Genomic DNA, 17,522 nt, shown 5'->3' with positions numbered 1-17,522 from the left:
GCGGGAGCCGGATTTGAACCGACGACCTTCGGGTTATGAGCCCGACGAGCTACCAGGCTGCTCCATCCCGCGTCCGTGGATGCGCACTATACGCCGCATGGTTTTTCTTGCAACCCCTTTTTTACGATAAGTGGGAAAAACCGTGCCTTCCACTCAATATTTGAACCAGATGGTGAAATGTTGCACAAATCAGAGCTCTGGAGCCGATGTCGCATTTAATTATGCCAGTGGCTTTGCTATCTTCGCGCTGGGTTTCTGCATAAAGGTAGATAAAGAATGAAAGGACATTGGGCTAAATATCTGGTGACCGGTACGCTGATGGCGTTGCTGGTTGGGTGTTCATCAAAACCGACCGATCGCGGTCAGCAGTATAAGGACGGTAAGCTGGATCAGCCGCTGGCTCTGGTTAACCAGCCCAATGCGAAAGGACGCCCGGTTAACGGCAAAGACTTTGCCGAGCAGGTTTCGCAGATCCGTTCTACATCAACTGCCATGTATTCACGCCAGTCCGGCACCTACAGTGCGATTCAGAGCTGGCTGATGGCCGGTGGTGATACTCGCCAGCTGCGCCAGTTCGGCCTTGATGCTTACCAGATGGAAGGGGCAGATAATTATGGCAACGTGCAGTTTACCGGCTATTACACGCCGGTCATTCAGGCACGCTACACCCGCCAGGGGGAGTTCCAGTATCCTCTTTATCGCATGCCGCCGCGCGGGAAGGGTAAGTTGCCCAGCCGGGCGCAGATCTACAGCGGTGCGCTAGGGGATCGCTATATTGCGGCCTGGAGTAATTCGCTGATGGATAACTTCATTATGGATGTGCAGGGTAGCGGCTATGTTGACTACGGGGATGGACGACCGCTGATGTTCTTCGGCTACGGCGGCAAGAACGGCCATCCCTACCGCAGTATTGGCAAGGTGTTGATCGATCGTGGCGAGGTGAAGCGTGAAGACATGTCTATGCAAGCCATTCGTCAATGGGGCGAGGAGCACAGCCCGGAACAGGTGCGTGAACTGCTGGAGCAGAACCCTTCGTTTGTCTTCTTCAAACCGGAGAATTTTGCACCGGTTCGAGGAGCCAGTGCGGTACCGCTTATTGCGAAAGCCTCGGTGGCAGCTGACCGTTCTCTGATCCCGCCGGGTACTGCATTGCTGACTGAGATCCCACTGCTGGACAACAACGGTAAGTTCACCGGAAAATATGAGATGCGTATGATGGTGTCGCTGGATGTCGGCGGCGCAATTAAAGGGCAGCATTTTGATATATACCAGGGCATTGGCCCGGAAGCCGGACACATGGCGGGATGGTATAATCACTATGGTCGTGTCTGGGTGCTGAAAGCCGCACCGGGAACCGGTATGCCGCTGTTCTCTTCTGCCGCCACGCAAAACCGAACTCAGGGCTCGCTGCTGGCCAGCCAGTAAGCCCATCACGGGCCGGATAGCCGGCCCGACGTTTTTTTCGAGGATTAATAAATGACTGCTTTATCTGACGCCTGGCTGCAACGTTTTGGCGGTACGGCGCGCCTGTACGGTCAGTCCGCGTTGCAGCTGTTTGCCGACGCCCATGTATGCGTTGTCGGCATTGGTGGCGTTGGCTCCTGGGCGGCAGAAGCCCTGGCGCGTACCGGTATCGGCGCGATTACCCTGATTGATATGGATGATGTTTGCGTGACCAATACCAATCGTCAGATCCATGCGCTAAAGGATAATGTCGGTAAGGCAAAAACCGAGGTGATGGCGGAACGAATTCTGAAAATCAATCCGGAATGTCGGGTGACCTGTGTTGATGACTTTATTACGCCGGACAATACCGCAGCGTTGATGGGGCAGGGGTTCAGCTATGTGATTGATGCCATTGACAGCGTCAGGCCCAAAGCGGCGCTGCTGGCCTGGTGCCGCCGTAATAAAGTGCCGCTGGTGACCACCGGTGGCGCAGGCGGGCAGATCGATCCGACGCAGATTCAGGTCGCGGATCTGGCAAAAACTATTCAGGACCCGCTGGCTGCCAAGCTGCGTGAGCGGCTGAAAAGCGACTTTAACATTGTCAAAGGCAGCAAGGGCAAACTGGGCATCGATTGTGTATTTTCTACCGAGGCGCTGAAGTATCCACAGCCGGATGGTTCGGTCTGCGCATCGCGCACTACCGCCGAGGGGCCCAAGCGTATGGACTGTTCGGTCGGGTTTGGCGCGGCCACGATGGTGACCGCCACCTTTGGCTTCGTTGCGGTCTCGCACGTGCTGAAAAAAATGATAGCGAAGGCCGGGCGCGCTGAATAGCGTGCCCGAAATGCTATTTTCTGTTTATTCCTTTGCCGCCCGAATGACCGCATCCGCCAGCGCCTGAAGTCCGGCACTGCGCGAAGAGCTCAGCTGGTCTTTCAGCCCCAGCTGGCTAAACAGTTGTAGCGGATCGTTCTGCAGCAGCTCGCTCTGAGTTTTGCCTTCCACGGCGGTGAGCAGCACCGCCAGCAAACCGCGAACGATTCTCCCTTCACTATCCCCGTAAAAATGCAGCCTGCCGTCGGCCATGCGCTGATGCCCCAGCCAGACGCGATTTTCGCAACCGCTAAGTTCAATGCTATTGCTTTTCAGGGCATCTGGCATGGCAGGCAGCTGCTTACCTAACAGAATCAGCTGGCGGTAGCGATCTTCCCACTGTTTGAAGGCGGAGAACTGCTCAAGCAGGGATGTCTGGGTAATTTGTGTACCAAACGGGTGTGGCGCAAGCGTTTCTGTACTCATTAATCAGTCTGCCAGTAGTGTCAGGGCGGTGGACATGGCCGCAATCAGCGCGTCCACATCCGAAAGGGTATTATAGGGGGCAAATGAGGCGCGCAGTGTACCACTGACGCCCAGCGCCGCCAGTAAAGGCTGGGCGCAGTGCTGGCCGGATCGAAGCGAAATACCGCTTTCGGCCAGCAGCGTTACCACATCGCTGTGATGCACGCCGGCAATATCAAAGGCCAGCAGACTGGAGCCGCTGCTGCGGAAACTGCGAAAACCAGGTAGCGAAGAGAGCCGGGCTTCCGCTAAATCTGCCAGATCGCAGGACCAGCGCTCTGCCACAGCGATATCGATGCTATCCAGCCACTCCAGCGCCGCGCTCAGGCCGACGACACCGGCGACGTTTGGCGTACCGGATTCAAAACGCCAGGGTACGGCCTGTGGCGTAAAGCCATCGAAACTGACGGTGGTGAGCATTTTTCCGCCGCCCTGCCACGGCGACATCTGCACCAGCAGGTCGGGTTTACCATACAGCGCACCGATCCCCATCGGACCGTACAGTTTATGGCCGGAAAAAGCATAAAAATCAATATCCAGTGCCTGAACATCCGGCGGGTAGTGAACGATCCCCTGCGCGCCGTCAACCATCACTTTGGCGCCTGCCGCATGGGCAAGGAGGATGATTGCCGCCAGATCCGGGCAACCGCCGGTCACATTAGACATTTGCCCGATAGCCAGTAGCCGCGTGCGCGGGCCAAGCAGTGCAGGAAGCTGTGCCATGTCCGGCAGGCGATCCGCTCCAATCGGCCACTTAATCACTTTTGCGCCGGTCTGCTCTGCCACCATCAGCCAGGGCACCAGGTTGGCATGATGTTCTGACTCACTGACGAGGATCTCGTCTCCCGGCTGCAGTCGGGGGCGCAGGTAGCTTTGGGCAACGAGGTTGATGGCTTCGGTAGTGCCTTTCGTCCAGATGATGCTGTGGGCATCGGCTGCGTTAAGCAGGCCAGCCACCTGGCTACGGGCATTCTCATAACGTTCGGTCAGGCGGCGGGCGGCAGCAAACTGGCTGCGGTGAACAGTGCCTGCACTCAGGCGATAAAACTGTTCCGTGGCCTCAATGACCGCCTGCGGTTTAAGGGCGGTGGCGGCGCTGTCCAGGTAACAGCCGGTCTCGTTAAGCGCAGGAAACTGCTGACGGAACTGCTGCGGGGTAAATGACTTCATACACTCCTCATTAACCCTGCGGGTTAGTGGATTTAATTAGGATAAGGCTTAAAAAATAGCGGTTTCCTGGCAAAGCTGAAAAAGCGGGTTATGCTGAATATTGCATGCTTTAAGCTATTACCCGCATAAGAGAACCGTCTTGTCAGTTTTTTTTATCGTCATTTGTCGGTTTACAAGTCGTTTGGCGGGTAGTTTCTCGCATTACTATCTGCAAGGAGATAAGGATGAAAAAATTAGCCGCAGTCCTGGTCGCAGGTGCAATGGTGTTCACTCTGGCTGCCTGTTCAAGCAACTATGTGATGCACACGAATGATGGACGCACGATTGTTGCTGACGGTAAACCCTCGGTCGATAACGATACCGGTATGATCAGCTACAAAGACGCGAATGGCAACAAGCAGCAGATTAACCGTTCAGATGTGAAAGAGATGGCGGAGATGGGACAGTAATTTTTGCTCTGCAATAAAAAAAGCACCGCAATTTGCGGTGCTATAAAAATCACTATGGACAGACAGGGTAAATCTACAGAAATAAACGGTAGCCGGGCTACCAGACCTTAAATTAGTCAGGTCAATTGCAAACACAACATCACGACCACAAGCCAAAAGCCCTAAAAATTCAGCGTGTTAACGCGAAAGTCCAAAACACTTTTCGTTCCGGCTCAGGAAGTGCGGCAACTATAGGTATTTGCTGGTAGTTCCTCAACGGACAAATTATAATGTCTCGGATAAAAAAAACTAATACGTTACTCTGTGTTGCAAAGTAACTTCAGGCTGTGAATCAAAAGTGCCCATCTACCATGTCTAAACGTCTACCACCGCTTAATGCGTTGCGTGTTTTCGATGCTGCCGCGCGTCATCTCAGTTTTACCAAAGCCGCAGAAGAACTCTTTGTGACTCAGGCTGCCGTCAGCCATCAGATTAAGTCATTAGAGGACTTTCTTGGCCTGAAGCTGTTTCGTCGCCGCAACCGGTCGCTGTTGCTGACCGAAGAAGGGCAGAGTTATTACCTCGATATTAAAGAGATTTTTACCGCGCTGAACGACGCTACCCGCAAGCTTCAGGCGCGCAGTGCCAAGGGAGCATTGACCGTCAGCCTGTTGCCGAGTTTCGCCATTCAGTGGCTGGTTCCCCGGTTGACCAGCTTTAACTCAGCTTATCCGGGGATTGATGTCCGTATCCAGGCGGTAGATCGCGATGAAGAGAAACTGGCCGACGATGTTGATGTAGCGATTTTCTACGGTCGCGGCAACTGGCCGGGGCTGCGTGTGGAAAAGCTCTATGCGGAATATTTGCTGCCGGTGTGTTCGCCACAGTTGTTAACCGGTGAACATCCGCTGACGTCACCCGCCGTATTGAGCAATCACACCTTACTGCATGATGCATCGCGCCGGGACTGGCAGGCCTATACCCGGCAGCTGGGGCTGAATGCGATTAACGTGCAGCAGGGGCCGATTTTCAGCCACAGTGCCATGGTGCTTCAGGCCGCCATTCACGGCCAGGGCGTGGCGCTGGCGAATAACGTGATGGCGCAGAGTGAAATTGAAGCGGGTCGCCTGGTTTGCCCGTTTAACGATGTGTTAGTCAGTAAAAATGCTTTTTATCTGGTTTGTCATGACAGTCAGGCAGAACTGGGTAAAATAGCCGCCTTCCGTCAATGGATACTGGCGAAAGCGGCGAGCGAACAAGAAAAATTTCGCTTTCGCTATGAACAATAAGCAGCCAGAACGCGGCAATCACCGCAGGTTTGATTGAGGAACTACCGAATGTCCAGTCGTGTAATGCTGATTTTTTCAGCGATTAGTGGCCTCTTTTTCGTCGCACTTGGGGCGTTTGGTTCCCACGTATTTAGTAAATCTCTGGGTGCGATAGAGATGTCATGGATGAAGACCGGCCTGGAGTACCAGGCGTTTCATACCCTGGCGATCCTCGGCATCGGCGCTGCAATGCTGCGTCGTGCCAATATCTGGTTTTACTGGAGCAGTGCATTTTTGGCGCTGGGCACGGTGCTGTTCAGCGGCAGCCTGTATTGCCTGGCGCTGTCACACCTGAAGGTCTGGGTATATGTTACACCGATTGGCGGCACCTGCTTCCTGGTCGGTTGGATTTTGATGTTGATTGGCGCACTGCGTCTGAACAAAAAGGCAGAACGCCATGAATAAAGTTTTACTGTATTGCCGTCAGGGTTTTGAAAAAGAGTGTGCCGCGGAAATCACGGAAAAGGCCGCCGAGCGGGAAGTATATGGCTTCGCCCGGGTGAAAGAAGATTCCGCCTACGTACTGTTTGAGTGCTATCAGCAGGGCGAAGCGGAAAAGCTGATTAACGAGCTGCAGTTCAGCCAGCTGATTTTTGCTCGCCAAATGATTGTGGTGGGTGAGCTGCTGCGTGATTTACCGCAGGAAGACCGCATCACTCCGGTGGTTGGCATGCTGACCGGTGCAGTGGAAAAAGGCGGGGAGCTACGGGTCGAGGTGCCGGATACCAACGCCAGTAAAGAGCTGCTGAAGTTCTGCCGTAAGTTCACCGTACCGCTACGTGCCAGCCTGCGTAAAGCCGGTGTACTGCTGAACTACGAGAGCGCGAAGCGCCCGGTGGTCCACGTGTTCTTTATCGCTCCGGGTTATTGCTACGTTGGTTACTCGCTGTCGCATAACAATTCGCCGTTCTTTATGGGTATTCCGCGCCTTAAGTTCCCGTCGGATGCGCCAAGCCGTTCTACCCTGAAGCTGGAAGAAGCCTTCCACGTCTTTATTCCTGCCGATGAATGGGATGAGCGCCTGGCCAGCGGGATGTGGGCGGTCGATCTGGGTGCTTGCCCTGGCGGCTGGACGTATCAGCTGGTGAAGCGCAGCATGATGGTGAATGCGGTGGATAACGGCCCGATGGCACCGAGCCTGATGGATACCGGGCAGGTATTCCACCAGCGTGAAGACGGCTTCAAGTACCGTCCAACTCGTAACAATAACTACTGGCTGGTTTGCGACATGGTAGAAAAACCGGTGCGCGTGGCCAACCTGATGGTTGACTGGCTGCTGAACGGCTGGTGCCGGGAAGCCATTTTCAATCTCAAGCTGCCGATGAAAAAGCGCTATGAAGAAGTTTCGCAGAACCTGGCGATGATTGAAGAAAAGCTGAAGGCTGAAGGGATCAATGCCCAGATTCAGGCACGTCAGCTGTATCACGATCGTGAGGAGGTGACAGTGCATATTCGTCGTATCTGGAGCGCCATTCCGGGCCGCCGCGACGAGCGCTGATTGATTTTACAGCCTGAGTCAACGTATCGAGTGTGCCTGCTGTAACGCTACGGCAGGCATTTAGTTTACCCGTCTCAAAAGTGCATAACTCAAGAGTGCGGCTGTTTCAGGACAAGTACTGTCCGGTGTGTTTACAGCCAGGCAGCCATAAGCCAGCGCTTAGCCCCTGACGGGTAACCTTAACTCCTTCAGATTACCCTCCAGCTGCAAATCGATTTTCAGCGTGGCTACCTGCTTGCAAACCTCGGCCATTTCCTGATGCTCAATCAATTTATTACGCCACTTATCGGGCACGGCATCTATCTGGCGGTAGATTTCGGCCAGCGTGCCGAACTGCTGTAGCAGCTGCGTTGCACTTTTTCCTCCGATCCCGGCAACGCCCGGAATTTTACTGCTGCCGATCCCTGCCAGCCCCCAGTAGTCAGTAAGCTGCGTGGGGGCCACGCCAAACTCGGCGGCAATAAACGGCACGTCCAGCCAGCGTTTCTGGAAGTAGTCGCGGATCATGATCTGCGGGGCCAGCAGCTGGCAGTAGCCTTTATCAGTAGAAACAATCGTCACCTGGTGGCCGGCGGACGCAACCTTACTGGCCAGCGTGGCGGCAAGATCGTCGGCTTCATCTCCGGCAGAGTGCCAGCTGGCAATGCCCACGCTGGCGAACGCGGCCCGCAGTAGCGGCATCTCATCGCGCAGTGAATCAGGCATCGGTGAACGCCCGGCTTTGTAATCCGGCAGTAGTTGATGCCGCCAGCTTTCCTGGCGTTCTTCATCGTCAAACACCGCTACGGCGTGGGTGGGCTGACTGTGCAGCAGCAGTTGGCGAACCGCATTCAGGCAGGCTTCCTGGCAGGGCGATCCCTGAACCGCGTGAATGCGCCGAATCAGATTCAACGCATCGATAATTAACAGGTGAACAGACATAAACAAGAGTCCTGAGCGGCCCGCAGGCCGCTCGCAGGGTTACTTAATGATTTCGTAGCAGGGGACATAGGTGCTGCCCGGTAGCTTCATGCGCTGCTGGGCAACAAAGCCCTGCAGTAGTTCATCCATACGGTGCATAAGCTGCGGGTCGCCGTGCAGTTTATACGGGCCGCTCTCTTTAATTGCTCGAATACCCACATCCTTGACGTTGCCCGCAACAATACCTGAAAACGCCCGGCGTAGTGCGGCGGCCAGCTGCTCCGCTGGCTGATCGGGATAGAGGTTCAGGTTGGCCATGTTTTCGTGGCTGGGCACGAACGGAATCTGAAGGTCTGGTGCAATGCGCAACGCCCAGTTAAAGCTGTAGGCATCACCGGTTTCACGACGATACTCTTTCACGTTTGGCATTGCTTTTTTCATCTGCCGTGCGACTTCGGCCGCATCATCAATGATGATGCTGTAGTGTTTGCGGGCCTGCTCGCCCAGCGTGGTGACGATAAATTCATCCAGCACGCGGAAGTAATCGGCGCTCTCTTTAGGCCCGGTCAGGATCAGCGGTAGTACCTGATCGTGGTTGTGCGGATTCATCAGAATACCCAGCAGATAGAGCAGCTCTTCCGCCGTCCCCACCCCACCCGGGAAGATCAGAATACCGTGTGCGATGCGCACAAACGCTTCCAGCCGTTTTTCGATATCCGGCATGATAATCAACTCGTTGACCAGCGGATTCGGCGGCTCGGCGGCAATAATTGACGGCTCGGTCATGCCGATAAAGCGGCCTTCTTTGTAACGCTGCTGCGCATGGCCGACCGCGGCTCCCTTCATTGGCGCTTCCATCGCGCCAGGTCCGCAGCCGGTACAGATATTTAACTCGCGCAGGCCAAGCTGGGCACCGACGCTGCGGCAGTACTGATATTCTATGGGGTTGATTGAATGGCCGCCCCAGCACACCACGGTATTTGGCTCTTCGCCCACATGCAGCGCACGTGCGTTGCGCAGAATCGAGAATACCAGGTTAGTGATATGCACCGAGTCGTCGGTGTTCAGCTGCTGTAAACGCCCGGCATTATCAATTTGTCCGTTAACGAAAAGAATATCGCGCAGGACGGCAAACAGGTTGGCCTGTAGCGCACGAATCAGGCGTCCATCAACGAAGGCATCTTCAGGGGGATTAATCAGTTCAAGCTTTACGCCGCGTTCACGGCGCAGCACATTGATATCGAAACTTTCAAAACGGGAGAGTAGCTCCTGGCTGCTATCGGTCTGGCTTCCGGAGTTAAGTACGGCAAGAGAGCAGTTACGGAATAGCTGATAGAGATCGCTGCTGGCTGTGCGCTTCAGCATATCGACTTCCAGTTGGGAAAGCAGGTCCATTGAGCCGAGTGGGCTGATTTGTGTAATCAATTGAACTCCTTTACACCCGCCAGGGTGAGCGGTAACTCCACGGCAGCCGCGACAGGATACATCACGGCCACCCTGGTCATAATCCTGGGCAGCTAAGCCGCTGCCTCCCTTCAGATTAGCCCTGTCTGATGATGTTTAACAACAGGATACGTGCTCAACATGACAATTACTGACGCACCAACCGCGAGCGGCCGGGTTTGAAATCGACGTTGGTTCGCCACGGGTTGATATCCAAACCGCCGCGCCGTGTATAGCGGGCGTAAACGCTCAGGGCTTCCGGCTGGCAGAAGCGCAGAATATCGCTGAAGATACGCTCAACGCACTGTTCGTGAAACTCATTGTGGTGTCGGAATGAGACCAGGTAGCGCAGCAGAGCTTCACGCTGGATGCGCGGACCGCGATAGCTGATTTGCACCGATCCCCAGTCAGGCTGGTTGGTGATCAGGCAGTTGGATTTCAGCAGATGGCTGACCAGTTGCTCTTCCACGATGTCACCGTCGGTAGCATCACGCAGATAGTCGGCGTTAAATTCATAGCTGTCGATAACGATGTCCTGCTCATCAATACAGTAGCCATCGAAGTGGCCAATTGGCTGGCCTTCCACTTCCTGCAGGCGGAACAGTGCGACACTGACTTCGCCTTCGGCGCAGGCGCTGAGATCGCGTTCCAGCGTACGGCGGACTTCCCCCCAGTCGCTGAACTGAGTCTGGTTAAAGCTGTTGAGATACAGTTTGAAGCTTTTGGATTCGATCAGATTTACGCTGTCTGCCGACAGTGAAACTTCCCCGACGGCAACCTGCGGCAGCCCCTTGCAGTTTAGCCAGGACAATTCATACAGCGTCCAGATATCTGCGCCGCTAAAAGGCAGATTATCAGGATACAACCCCAGAGGTTCACGATTCAGGCTGCGCGGAACCGCCTGCAGCAGCGCAGGCTGGTAGCTGTCGTGGTATTCTGTTGGTTTACCCAGCGTCAGGCCCTCAAGTGCCTGATGATTGTTGTAGCGAGACATCGTGTTACCTTATCGCCCGTACTGGCAGGCGCTGTTGCGAATTCGTCGGTCATCCGTCCGGAGGTGCTCCGGGCAATAGTGGGCGCTAGTGTACCTCAGCCAGGAAAGAGTGAAAAAAGAATGATTGAACAAACCCCCCAGGCGTTAAATGATTTTACCCTGCGTTACTGTGAACAGTGGCAGCAGCAGACCGGTCATGCACCAGCCAGTAGCGATCTTTACGGTATTCCCTCACCGTGTATTGTGGCAACCCATGAAGATGAAGTGTGGTGGTTGCCCCAGCCCTTCACGCTGCCAAAAAATCTGGATGCGGTTGAACGTGCACTCGATATTGAACTTCAGCCCGAAGTTGCGGCGTTCTATACCGCACAATTTGCCGGTGATATGGCCGGAACTTATGACGGAAGGGCGCTGTCTTTAGTACAAGTGTGGAGCGTAGAGGACTTTACCCGCGTTCAGGAGAACCTGATCGGCCATCTGGTCATGAAGCGGCGTTTGAAGCATTCCCCGACTTTATTTATCGCAACTACTGAGTCTGAGCTGGAAGTGGTCTCGATATGTAATCTCAGCGGTGAGGTCATCATTGAACAGTTAGGCACACAGAAAAAGCAGGTAATCGCGCCCTCTCTTGAGAGTTTTCTTAATTATTTACAACCCCATACCTCAGCTTCTTAAGACTGTGGTGATCCTTTTTGTGAGAGATGTCTTACGCCAGATGTAAGAGATCGCTATGGATCGCCCAGACATTTCATGCATCATAAAAACAATATTCAAATATATCATGATGTTATGATTTATTTCTTGAGCTTTCTCCGTTCAATCAACGAAAAAGGGCTCAAAGGTATCTTGTTTGCTTATCTCAGTCTGGCAAACTTATCTCCGTCACGAAGGACACTCAGAACATCGAGATGAACGTCAGGATGATGTGCTCATGGAACGAGTGGGACCCATCGGGATGATGATGCAGGGAAAGGCTTCACAGATGAAGCGAGGACACCTCAGGATGAGGTAAGGGACACCTCCAGGACGGAGAATGTGAGCCGCACAGGATGGCGGTGGTTATGGATATCAAAGGATTACTGCCAGGAAGGCATTCGCTCAGGATAGCGCATGGAAAAGTTTTCATGGATGAGCAGGGAGCATTAAGGTAGCAGGATAGCTGCAAACGAACCGGGAGCACTGTTTTTACAGTGCTCCCTTTTTTTATGCCTGTTTTTCAGGGGGTGAGCGTCTAATCTTAACGTGATGGCGGGAGTTGCGGCTCTCACCGCGATAGGTATATTCTTTGCGCCCTTTTCCTGGCACATTTCTAAGAGGTGAATCATGAGCCGTGAACTCGAAGTTCAGGAACGTTTGCAGGCCATTGAGCAGCAGCTTAAGTCCTGTGGCCTGTGGCAATCCTACGCTCCTGATAGCGAGGCCTTTGCCAGCGTAGAACCTTTCTGTGTGGATACCATGACCCCGCCGCAGTGGCTGCAGTGGATTTTCCTGCCGCGTATGCAGGCGCTGCTGGATGCAGGAGCGCCTTTGCCGGTGACGCTGGCTATCGCCCCTTATTATGAAGTGGCGCTGGAAGGCGACATCCTGCAGCGCGCGCAGCTGCTGCACTGCCTGAATGCCATTGACCAGCTGTTTGAGTCACCGAACTGATGCTGGAAATTATCTATCAGGATCGCTGGCTGGTAGCCGTCAATAAACCTTCCGGCTGGCTGGTGCACCGTAGCTGGCTGGATCGCCACGAAACAGTATTTGTGATGCAGACGGTGCGCGATCAAATCGGCCAGCACGTTTACACCGTTCATCGGCTCGATCGCCCCACTTCGGGCGTCCTGCTGATGGCACTGTCGAGCGAAACGGCCCGCCTGCTGTCGCAGCAGTTTGAGCAGCATCAAATCCAGAAAATCTATCATGCCGTGGTGCGTGGCTGGCTGGAGGGGGATGAACTGCTGGATTATCCTCTGACCGAAGAGCTGGACAAAATTGCCGACAAATTTAGCCAGCCGGATAAAGCCCCCCAGCCTGCCACAACGCACTGGCGCGGCGTGGCAACCACCGAACAGCCGATAGCGGTCAGCCGCTATCCCAGCTCACGCTATTCGCTGGTGGAAATGCTGCCGCAGACCGGCCGTAAACACCAGCTTCGTCGCCATATGACCCACCTTCGGCACCCGATTATCGGCGACAGTGCCCACGGTGATTTGAAGCAAAACCGCAGCGCGGCGCAGCATTTTGGTATGAACCGGCTGATGCTGCATGCCAGCAAACTAGAGTTAGCTCATCCAGTCACCGGTGAGCCGCTTGAACTGCGTGCCGGGCTGGACGGGGTATGGCAGCGGGCAATGCAGCAGTTTGGCTGGCAGAATTATCTCCCTGAGGTTCCCAGGGTTGAGTTAAACGAGGAAACCCCGCAGGATAGTGGGCAAATTTAGCATCCGGAGAGAATGATGGCTGAGGTAGGCATTTTTGTTGGTACGGTATACGGAAACGCGCTGTTGGTGGCTGAAGAAGCAGAGCCGCTGCTGGCAGAAGCCGGTCACCAGGTGAAGATTTTTGAAGATCCTAAGCTGGATGACTGGAAGCGCTATGAAGGACAGGTCGCGCTGGTGATTACATCCACAACCGGGCAGGGTGATTTGCCGGACAGTATCGCATCGTTATTCCATGGTATTAAAGACAGCCTCGGCTACCAGCCAACCCTGCGTTACGGCGTTATTGCGCTGGGTGACAGCAGCTATGACGATTTCTGCGGTGCGGGCAAGAAATTTGACGCACTGTTGCAGGAACAAAGCGCCGTTCGTGTTGGCGATATGCTGCTGGTGGATGCCGGTGAAAACCCGGAGCCGGAAGAAGTGACCTCGCCGTGGGTGGAGCAGTGGGCTAAGCTGATTAGCTAGTCAATGCTCATCGGGCGGCCCAGCCGGGTCGCCCTGCTTTCATCCGCTGATGGGATAGCCTGTGAAAATTGTTATCGCTCCAGACTCTTACAAAGAAAGCCTCTCTGCACTGGATGTTGCCTCGCAGATAGAAAAAGGTTTTCGCGAAATATTCCCCCATGCCCACTACGTCAAACTGCCGGTTGCCGATGGCGGTGAGGGGACTGTTGAAGCGATGGTTGCCGCGACGGAGGGGAAAATCATCCCGCTTCGCGTTACCGGTCCGCTTGGCAATCCCGTTGATGCTTTTTATGGCCTTTCCGGTGACGGGTGCTGCGCAATTATTGAAATGGCGGCGGCCAGTGGACTGGAACAGGTTCCGCCCGCCAGTCGTGATGTCCTGCGTGCCACCAGCTGGGGAACCGGTGAGCTGATCCGCCACGCGCTGGACAGCGGTATTGAACATTTGATTATCGGTATTGGCGGCAGCGCGACCAACGACGGTGGTGCCGGTATGGTGCAGGCTCTGGGTGCAAAACTGCTTAATAATCAGGGCGAGGAAATTGGCCCCGGGGGTGCTGCACTGGCCCAGCTGGCTAATATTGATATCAGTGGGTTTGACCCGCGCATTGCCCGCTGCCGTATCGAGGTTGCCTGCGATGTGACTAACCCGTTGACGGGTGAGCAGGGGGCTTCGGTGGTATTTGGTCCGCAAAAGGGTGCAACCCCGCAGCATGTTCGCCAGTTAGATGCGGCACTGGTGCATTTTGCCGCGATAATCCAGCGGGATCTGGCGGTGGATGTAGTTAACATTCCCGGCGGCGGTGCCGCAGGTGGCATGGGGGCCGGGCTGTATGCTTTTTGCCGGGCCGCGCTGCGCCCGGGCATTGAGATCGTGACCGATGCCCTCGGGCTGGATGAGATTGTTCGGGATGCCACGCTGGTGATCACCGGTGAAGGGCGCATAGACAGTCAAACCATTCACGGTAAGGTGCCGGTCGGCGTGGCGCGCATTGCCAAACGTTACAATAAACCGGTGATTGCTATTGCCGGCAGTCTGACGAGTGATGTTGGCGTTGTGCATCAGCACGGTCTTGATGCCGTATTCAGTGTGATTTATCGGATTTGTAGCCTTGATGAGGCGCTAGAGGAAGCGGCAGAAAACGTGCGTTTGACCGCACGCAATGTCGCGGCAACGCTGTCCGCCGGACGGGGTGTTTCCGTCAACTGAACAGCGTAGATCTGAACCCGCCGCGCTCAGCGGGCTCAGGTTCAGGATATTTTCAACTGTTTTCTGGCCAGCTGCGCCACGTTATCCATCTCATCCAGCAGCTCGAGCAATTCAGGCTCAATGGCGGTGATATCCTCATGTTTCATTAAACTCTGCTCCAGCTCCTGACAAAGCTTTTTCATATGCGGCACGCCGCTGTAGCTGGCGCTACCGTGCAGTTTATGAATGATGTCGCGCAGGCCTGCCGGGTTATTGGTTTCCATATACTGCTCCACCAGCGTGCGGACCTCCGGCAGGAAATCTACCAGCATTTGCAGCAGATCGCGTGCCAGATCGGGTTTATTCGCAGCCTGACGTAACGCCAGTGCCCAGTCTAGCGATACGGGGCCACCTTGTGGCAGCAGCAGGGTTTCTTTCCTGGCGGGTAGATAACGCGCCAGCAGATGACTCAGCTTTTGTTCATCAATCGGCTTGGCCAGATAGTCATTCATACCGGCTTTAGCCAGCTTCTCACGTTCGCCTTCCAGTGCGTGTGCCGTGACGGCAACAATCGGCGTGTTCTGATGCTGAGGTAATTCGCGTATGACCTCACTCGTACGGATACCGTCGATATCCGGCATCTGAATATCCATCAGGATAATATCCAGATTCTGCTGCCTTGCCTGTTGAATAGCCGATTCTCCGCTGTCGCACAGGACGATATGTTCCACCAGCTCTTCCAGCAGTGCACCGATGAGCTTCAGATTAGCCGGGTTATCATCTACAGCCATAACGCGGATCGACAGGCGGGAGCTGCCGGACTGAGGGGGAATGTCGCGCGTGTGGTGCTCCACCAGGATTGGCAGCAGGCGGGCCATAGAAAGGGGCTTGATGAGACAGGCGGTTACACCGCGCGCTTTCAGCTGTTCAGCATAGATTTGCATCTGGAAAGGCAGCGCCAGGATCAGGCTGTCGGCGCGCTGTAGCATTGGCGACAGCTGTTCACAGGTGATTTCCTCGGTGTTATGTACGTCAATCGGTAATCCGAGCAGCAGCACATCGTAATGCGTTTCCTGTAAACCGGCGAGCGACGGACTGTAACTGACTTTCATCGGCGTAGCACTCAGCATATCCAGCATCGCCTGAGCCGCGGCAGTATTTGATTCAACATAGGCCAGGTGCTGGCCTGTAAGGCAGTCGAGCATGTGGGGATCGCTGGCGGCGTTCGGGTTCAGCTCCAGATTAACGTGGAACCAGAAGGTGGAGCCGTGATTCAGTCGGCTGTGGAAGGAAATTTCTCCGCCCATTTCATTCACCAGCTTTTGCGTGATGACCAGCCCCAGGCCGGTGCCTCCATGACGGCGGGAAATGCTGGCATCCGCCTGGCGGAAGGCCTGGAACAGCTGCGATTGCTGTTTTTCAGAAATGCCGATGCCGGTATCATGGATTTGCACTTCCAGTTCCATGCGATTGTTGCTTAACGCGCGTTTCTCCACGCGGATATCGATATTGCCGCGCTCGGTAAATTTTATCGCATTACCGAGCAGGTTCACAATAATCTGCTGCATACGTAGCGGGTCACCGATGGCGTTATCCGGTACGTCACTCTGAATATTCAGCGTCAGCTCCAGCCCTTTCTCATGGGCCGACTGCGCCAGCAGTACTACCACTTCATCCAGCGTGGCGCGCAGCGGGAACGGAATGGTTTCCAGCACCAGCTTACCGGCCTCAAGCTTGGAGAAGTCCAGCACGTCGTTAATGATGCTCAGCAAGTTATTGGCCGACCGCTCGATGGTATTCAGATAGTCGCGTTGGGTTGAGTTGAGCGTGGTTTTCAGCGTCTGGCGGGTAAAACCGATCACCCCGTTAAGCGGTGTACGCAGTTCGTGGGACATATTGGCAAGGAATTCAGACTTAATTCGTGCCGCTTCCTGCGCCCGTTTTTTTGCCAGATCCAGTTCGACGTTTTGAATTTCCATCTGCTCAAGCGTTTCACGCAGATCGGAGGTGGCCTGATCGATATTCTGCTGCATCTCTTCGTGATAGGCCGTCAGCGACATGGCCATCGAATTTATGCCGTTTTTCAGTACATCCAGCTCGCCGAGCATGTAGCCCTCCATCCGGCTGTCGAGCTGGCCGCGGCGGATGCGGTCTACGGTACTAACCATATTGCGAATTGGTCCCGTCACATCGCGCATCAGGCGATAGGCAAACAGCATGGCGATACAGAGGCAGAGCAGCACCAGCAGAGTGGAGATAAACACCTCTTTATACTGCTGTAGTCTGACGGATTGCAGATCGAGTTCAATCGCAACGTAGCCCAGCGGATTACCAGTTGGTTTGGCATCCCAGCCTGGCGACTCGTCCGGATAGTAGCTTTCCGACAGGATCGGCGTTCGCAGGATCACCGAATTACCGTGACGTTCTTTCAGGTAGCGAGCAGTGAGCGGCGTATTCTCAGGCAAGCGCAGCAGATCGGGGTTTCGCAGGTAGTTTGACGTCACAAACAGCCTGTTGTGATCGTCGAAAACGGAAATAGCCCGAACAATATCTGAATGGCGCCGATGGAGCAGGCTGACCAGCTGGCGAACCGATTCACGGCTGCGGAAGGTCATGCCATATTCGCTGGATACCGCCAGTGGCTCAATAATGTTGATCCCGGCGTCGGTGAGTTGGCTCTGTAATTCGTTATAGCGGTTGACCACAAAAAACGTTGAGAGCAGCAGTCCGATCATCAGCGTTGGTGCCAGGATCAGAATCATCATTCGCGCCCGCAGGCTGTATTTAGTCATAGTATTCCCTGTGAGAAACGGCTTGCTCCACTTTCCTGCGACATTTTATCCTGTACAGGTCGAATTCCATCACTCGCCAGGGTAGGCTACGCCGATTTTTTT

17 protein-coding genes and 1 tRNA gene are annotated in these 17,522 nt (G+C 54.7%); 11 read left to right on the top strand and 7 right to left on the bottom strand.

Annotation, left to right across the window (positions count from 1 at the left end; translation table 11 throughout):
- Positions 1–72: transfer RNA gene (locus AC07U6_RS07545), tRNA-Met, on the bottom strand.
- A 204-nt stretch (positions 73–276) separates the two neighbouring features.
- Here AC07U6_RS07545 and mltA point away from each other — a divergent pair.
- Together mltA and tcdA are read left to right on the top strand one after the other, a co-directional pair.
- On the top strand, positions 277–1,425 hold the full coding sequence (mltA, locus tag AC07U6_RS07540; protein WP_494763673.1) for a murein transglycosylase A: 1,149 nt from the start codon (positions 277–279) through the stop codon (positions 1,423–1,425).
- 51 nt (positions 1,426–1,476) lie between these two features.
- On the top strand, positions 1,477–2,280 hold the full coding sequence (tcdA, locus tag AC07U6_RS07535) for a tRNA cyclic N6-threonylcarbamoyladenosine(37) synthase TcdA (RefSeq protein ID WP_494763672.1): 804 nt from the start codon (positions 1,477–1,479) through the stop codon (positions 2,278–2,280).
- Between the two features lie 24 nt (positions 2,281–2,304).
- Here tcdA and csdE read toward each other — a convergent pair whose 3' ends face one another.
- Together csdE and csdA are read right to left on the bottom strand one after the other, a co-directional pair.
- On the bottom strand, positions 2,305–2,745 hold the full coding sequence (gene csdE / locus AC07U6_RS07530) for a cysteine desulfurase sulfur acceptor subunit CsdE (protein WP_494763671.1): 441 nt from the start codon (positions 2,743–2,745) through the stop codon (positions 2,305–2,307).
- Between the two features lie 3 nt (positions 2,746–2,748).
- A complete protein-coding gene (gene csdA, locus AC07U6_RS07525; protein WP_494763670.1) occupies positions 2,749–3,954 on the bottom strand; it encodes a cysteine desulfurase CsdA in 1,206 nt (401 codons plus the stop codon).
- A 224-nt stretch (positions 3,955–4,178) separates the two neighbouring features.
- On the opposite strand from csdA, the gene AC07U6_RS07520 reads away from it, so the two are divergent.
- From AC07U6_RS07520 to rlmM, 4 genes are all read left to right on the top strand, one after another.
- On the top strand, positions 4,179–4,403 hold the full coding sequence (locus AC07U6_RS07520; protein WP_494763669.1) for a YgdI/YgdR family lipoprotein: 225 nt from the start codon (positions 4,179–4,181) through the stop codon (positions 4,401–4,403).
- A 350-nt stretch (positions 4,404–4,753) separates the two neighbouring features.
- Positions 4,754–5,671 (top strand): transcriptional regulator GcvA, encoded by a 918-nt coding sequence (locus tag AC07U6_RS07515; RefSeq protein WP_105593915.1) that lies wholly within the window; start codon positions 4,754–4,756, stop codon positions 5,669–5,671.
- Positions 5,672–5,719: 48 nt separating this feature from the next.
- Positions 5,720–6,115, top strand: coding sequence for a DUF423 domain-containing protein (locus tag AC07U6_RS07510; protein ID WP_494763668.1), 396 nt, complete (start codon positions 5,720–5,722; stop codon positions 6,113–6,115).
- On the top strand, positions 6,108–7,208 hold the full coding sequence (gene rlmM, locus AC07U6_RS07505; RefSeq protein WP_494763667.1) for a 23S rRNA (cytidine(2498)-2'-O)-methyltransferase RlmM: 1,101 nt from the start codon (positions 6,108–6,110) through the stop codon (positions 7,206–7,208). Before AC07U6_RS07510 ends, rlmM begins: the two co-directional genes overlap by 8 nt.
- Before the next feature lie 159 nt (positions 7,209–7,367).
- Here rlmM and xni read toward each other — a convergent pair whose 3' ends face one another.
- From xni to queF, 3 genes are all read right to left on the bottom strand, one after another.
- Complete coding sequence (xni, locus tag AC07U6_RS07500; RefSeq protein WP_494763666.1) at positions 7,368–8,129, bottom strand: flap endonuclease Xni; 762 nt, start codon at positions 8,127–8,129, stop codon at positions 7,368–7,370.
- A gap of 39 nt (positions 8,130–8,168) precedes the next feature.
- On the bottom strand, positions 8,169–9,533 hold the full coding sequence (ppnN, locus tag AC07U6_RS07495; RefSeq protein WP_494763665.1) for a nucleotide 5'-monophosphate nucleosidase PpnN: 1,365 nt from the start codon (positions 9,531–9,533) through the stop codon (positions 8,169–8,171).
- A 166-nt stretch (positions 9,534–9,699) separates the two neighbouring features.
- Positions 9,700–10,545, bottom strand: coding sequence for an NADPH-dependent 7-cyano-7-deazaguanine reductase QueF (queF, locus tag AC07U6_RS07490; RefSeq protein WP_494763664.1), 846 nt, complete (start codon positions 10,543–10,545; stop codon positions 9,700–9,702).
- Between the two features lie 120 nt (positions 10,546–10,665).
- Between queF and syd the strand changes: the two genes are divergently transcribed.
- The 5 genes from syd to AC07U6_RS07465 all read left to right on the top strand — a co-directional run bounded on the left by syd (position 10,666) and on the right by AC07U6_RS07465 (position 14,649).
- The gene (gene syd / locus AC07U6_RS07485) at positions 10,666–11,220 is read left to right on the top strand and encodes a SecY-interacting protein (RefSeq protein WP_494764543.1); all 555 of its coding nucleotides are present in this window, start codon (positions 10,666–10,668) and stop codon (positions 11,218–11,220) included.
- A 648-nt stretch (positions 11,221–11,868) separates the two neighbouring features.
- Positions 11,869–12,195 (top strand): YqcC family protein, encoded by a 327-nt coding sequence (locus AC07U6_RS07480; RefSeq protein ID WP_494763663.1) that lies wholly within the window; start codon positions 11,869–11,871, stop codon positions 12,193–12,195.
- Positions 12,195–12,974, top strand: coding sequence for a tRNA pseudouridine(65) synthase TruC (gene truC, locus AC07U6_RS07475; RefSeq protein WP_494763662.1), 780 nt, complete (start codon positions 12,195–12,197; stop codon positions 12,972–12,974). The genes AC07U6_RS07480 and truC overlap by 1 nt, the downstream gene beginning before the upstream one ends.
- A 15-nt stretch (positions 12,975–12,989) precedes the next feature.
- Positions 12,990–13,439 (top strand): flavodoxin, encoded by a 450-nt coding sequence (locus tag AC07U6_RS07470; protein ID WP_494764542.1) that lies wholly within the window; start codon positions 12,990–12,992, stop codon positions 13,437–13,439.
- A gap of 61 nt (positions 13,440–13,500) precedes the next feature.
- Positions 13,501–14,649 (top strand): glycerate kinase, encoded by a 1,149-nt coding sequence (locus tag AC07U6_RS07465; RefSeq protein WP_494763661.1) that lies wholly within the window; start codon positions 13,501–13,503, stop codon positions 14,647–14,649.
- Positions 14,650–14,690: 41 nt separating this feature from the next.
- Here the strand turns inward: AC07U6_RS07465 and barA are convergent, their stop codons facing one another.
- Positions 14,691–17,420, bottom strand: a complete 2,730-nt coding sequence (gene barA / locus AC07U6_RS07460) for a two-component sensor histidine kinase BarA (RefSeq protein WP_494763660.1) — start codon at positions 17,418–17,420, stop codon at positions 14,691–14,693.
- Positions 17,421–17,522: the final 102 nt, after the last annotated feature.

It is taken from the genome of Erwinia sp. GW821-FHT03D09, assembly GCF_059420805.1.
The sequence above is the reverse complement of the archived record's forward strand: the minus strand, read 5'-3'. Positions and strand labels throughout refer to the sequence as shown.

Bases quoted from the DNA above. Each gene is read 5' to 3' on its own strand.
- AC07U6_RS07480 (WP_494763663.1), top strand. From the start codon at position 11,869: ATGAGCCGTGAACTCGAAGTTCAGGAACGTTTGCAGGCCATTGAGCAG.
- barA (WP_494763660.1), bottom strand. From the start codon at position 17,420: ATGACTAAATACAGCCTGCGGGCGCGAATGATGATTCTGATCCTGGCA.
- syd (WP_494764543.1), top strand. From the start codon at position 10,666: ATGATTGAACAAACCCCCCAGGCGTTAAATGATTTTACCCTGCGTTAC.
- queF (WP_494763664.1), bottom strand. From the start codon at position 10,545: ATGTCTCGCTACAACAATCATCAGGCACTTGAGGGCCTGACGCTGGGT.
- AC07U6_RS07520 (WP_494763669.1), top strand. From the start codon at position 4,179: ATGAAAAAATTAGCCGCAGTCCTGGTCGCAGGTGCAATGGTGTTCACT.
- AC07U6_RS07515 (WP_105593915.1), top strand. From the start codon at position 4,754: ATGTCTAAACGTCTACCACCGCTTAATGCGTTGCGTGTTTTCGATGCT.
- AC07U6_RS07510 (WP_494763668.1), top strand. From the start codon at position 5,720: ATGTCCAGTCGTGTAATGCTGATTTTTTCAGCGATTAGTGGCCTCTTT.
- csdA (WP_494763670.1), bottom strand. From the start codon at position 3,954: ATGAAGTCATTTACCCCGCAGCAGTTCCGTCAGCAGTTTCCTGCGCTT.
- csdE (WP_494763671.1), bottom strand. From the start codon at position 2,745: ATGAGTACAGAAACGCTTGCGCCACACCCGTTTGGTACACAAATTACC.
- mltA (WP_494763673.1), top strand. From the start codon at position 277: ATGAAAGGACATTGGGCTAAATATCTGGTGACCGGTACGCTGATGGCG.
- AC07U6_RS07470 (WP_494764542.1), top strand. From the start codon at position 12,990: ATGGCTGAGGTAGGCATTTTTGTTGGTACGGTATACGGAAACGCGCTG.
- xni (WP_494763666.1), bottom strand. From the start codon at position 8,129: ATGTCTGTTCACCTGTTAATTATCGATGCGTTGAATCTGATTCGGCGC.
- rlmM (WP_494763667.1), top strand. From the start codon at position 6,108: ATGAATAAAGTTTTACTGTATTGCCGTCAGGGTTTTGAAAAAGAGTGT.
- tcdA (WP_494763672.1), top strand. From the start codon at position 1,477: ATGACTGCTTTATCTGACGCCTGGCTGCAACGTTTTGGCGGTACGGCG.
- truC (WP_494763662.1), top strand. From the start codon at position 12,195: ATGCTGGAAATTATCTATCAGGATCGCTGGCTGGTAGCCGTCAATAAA.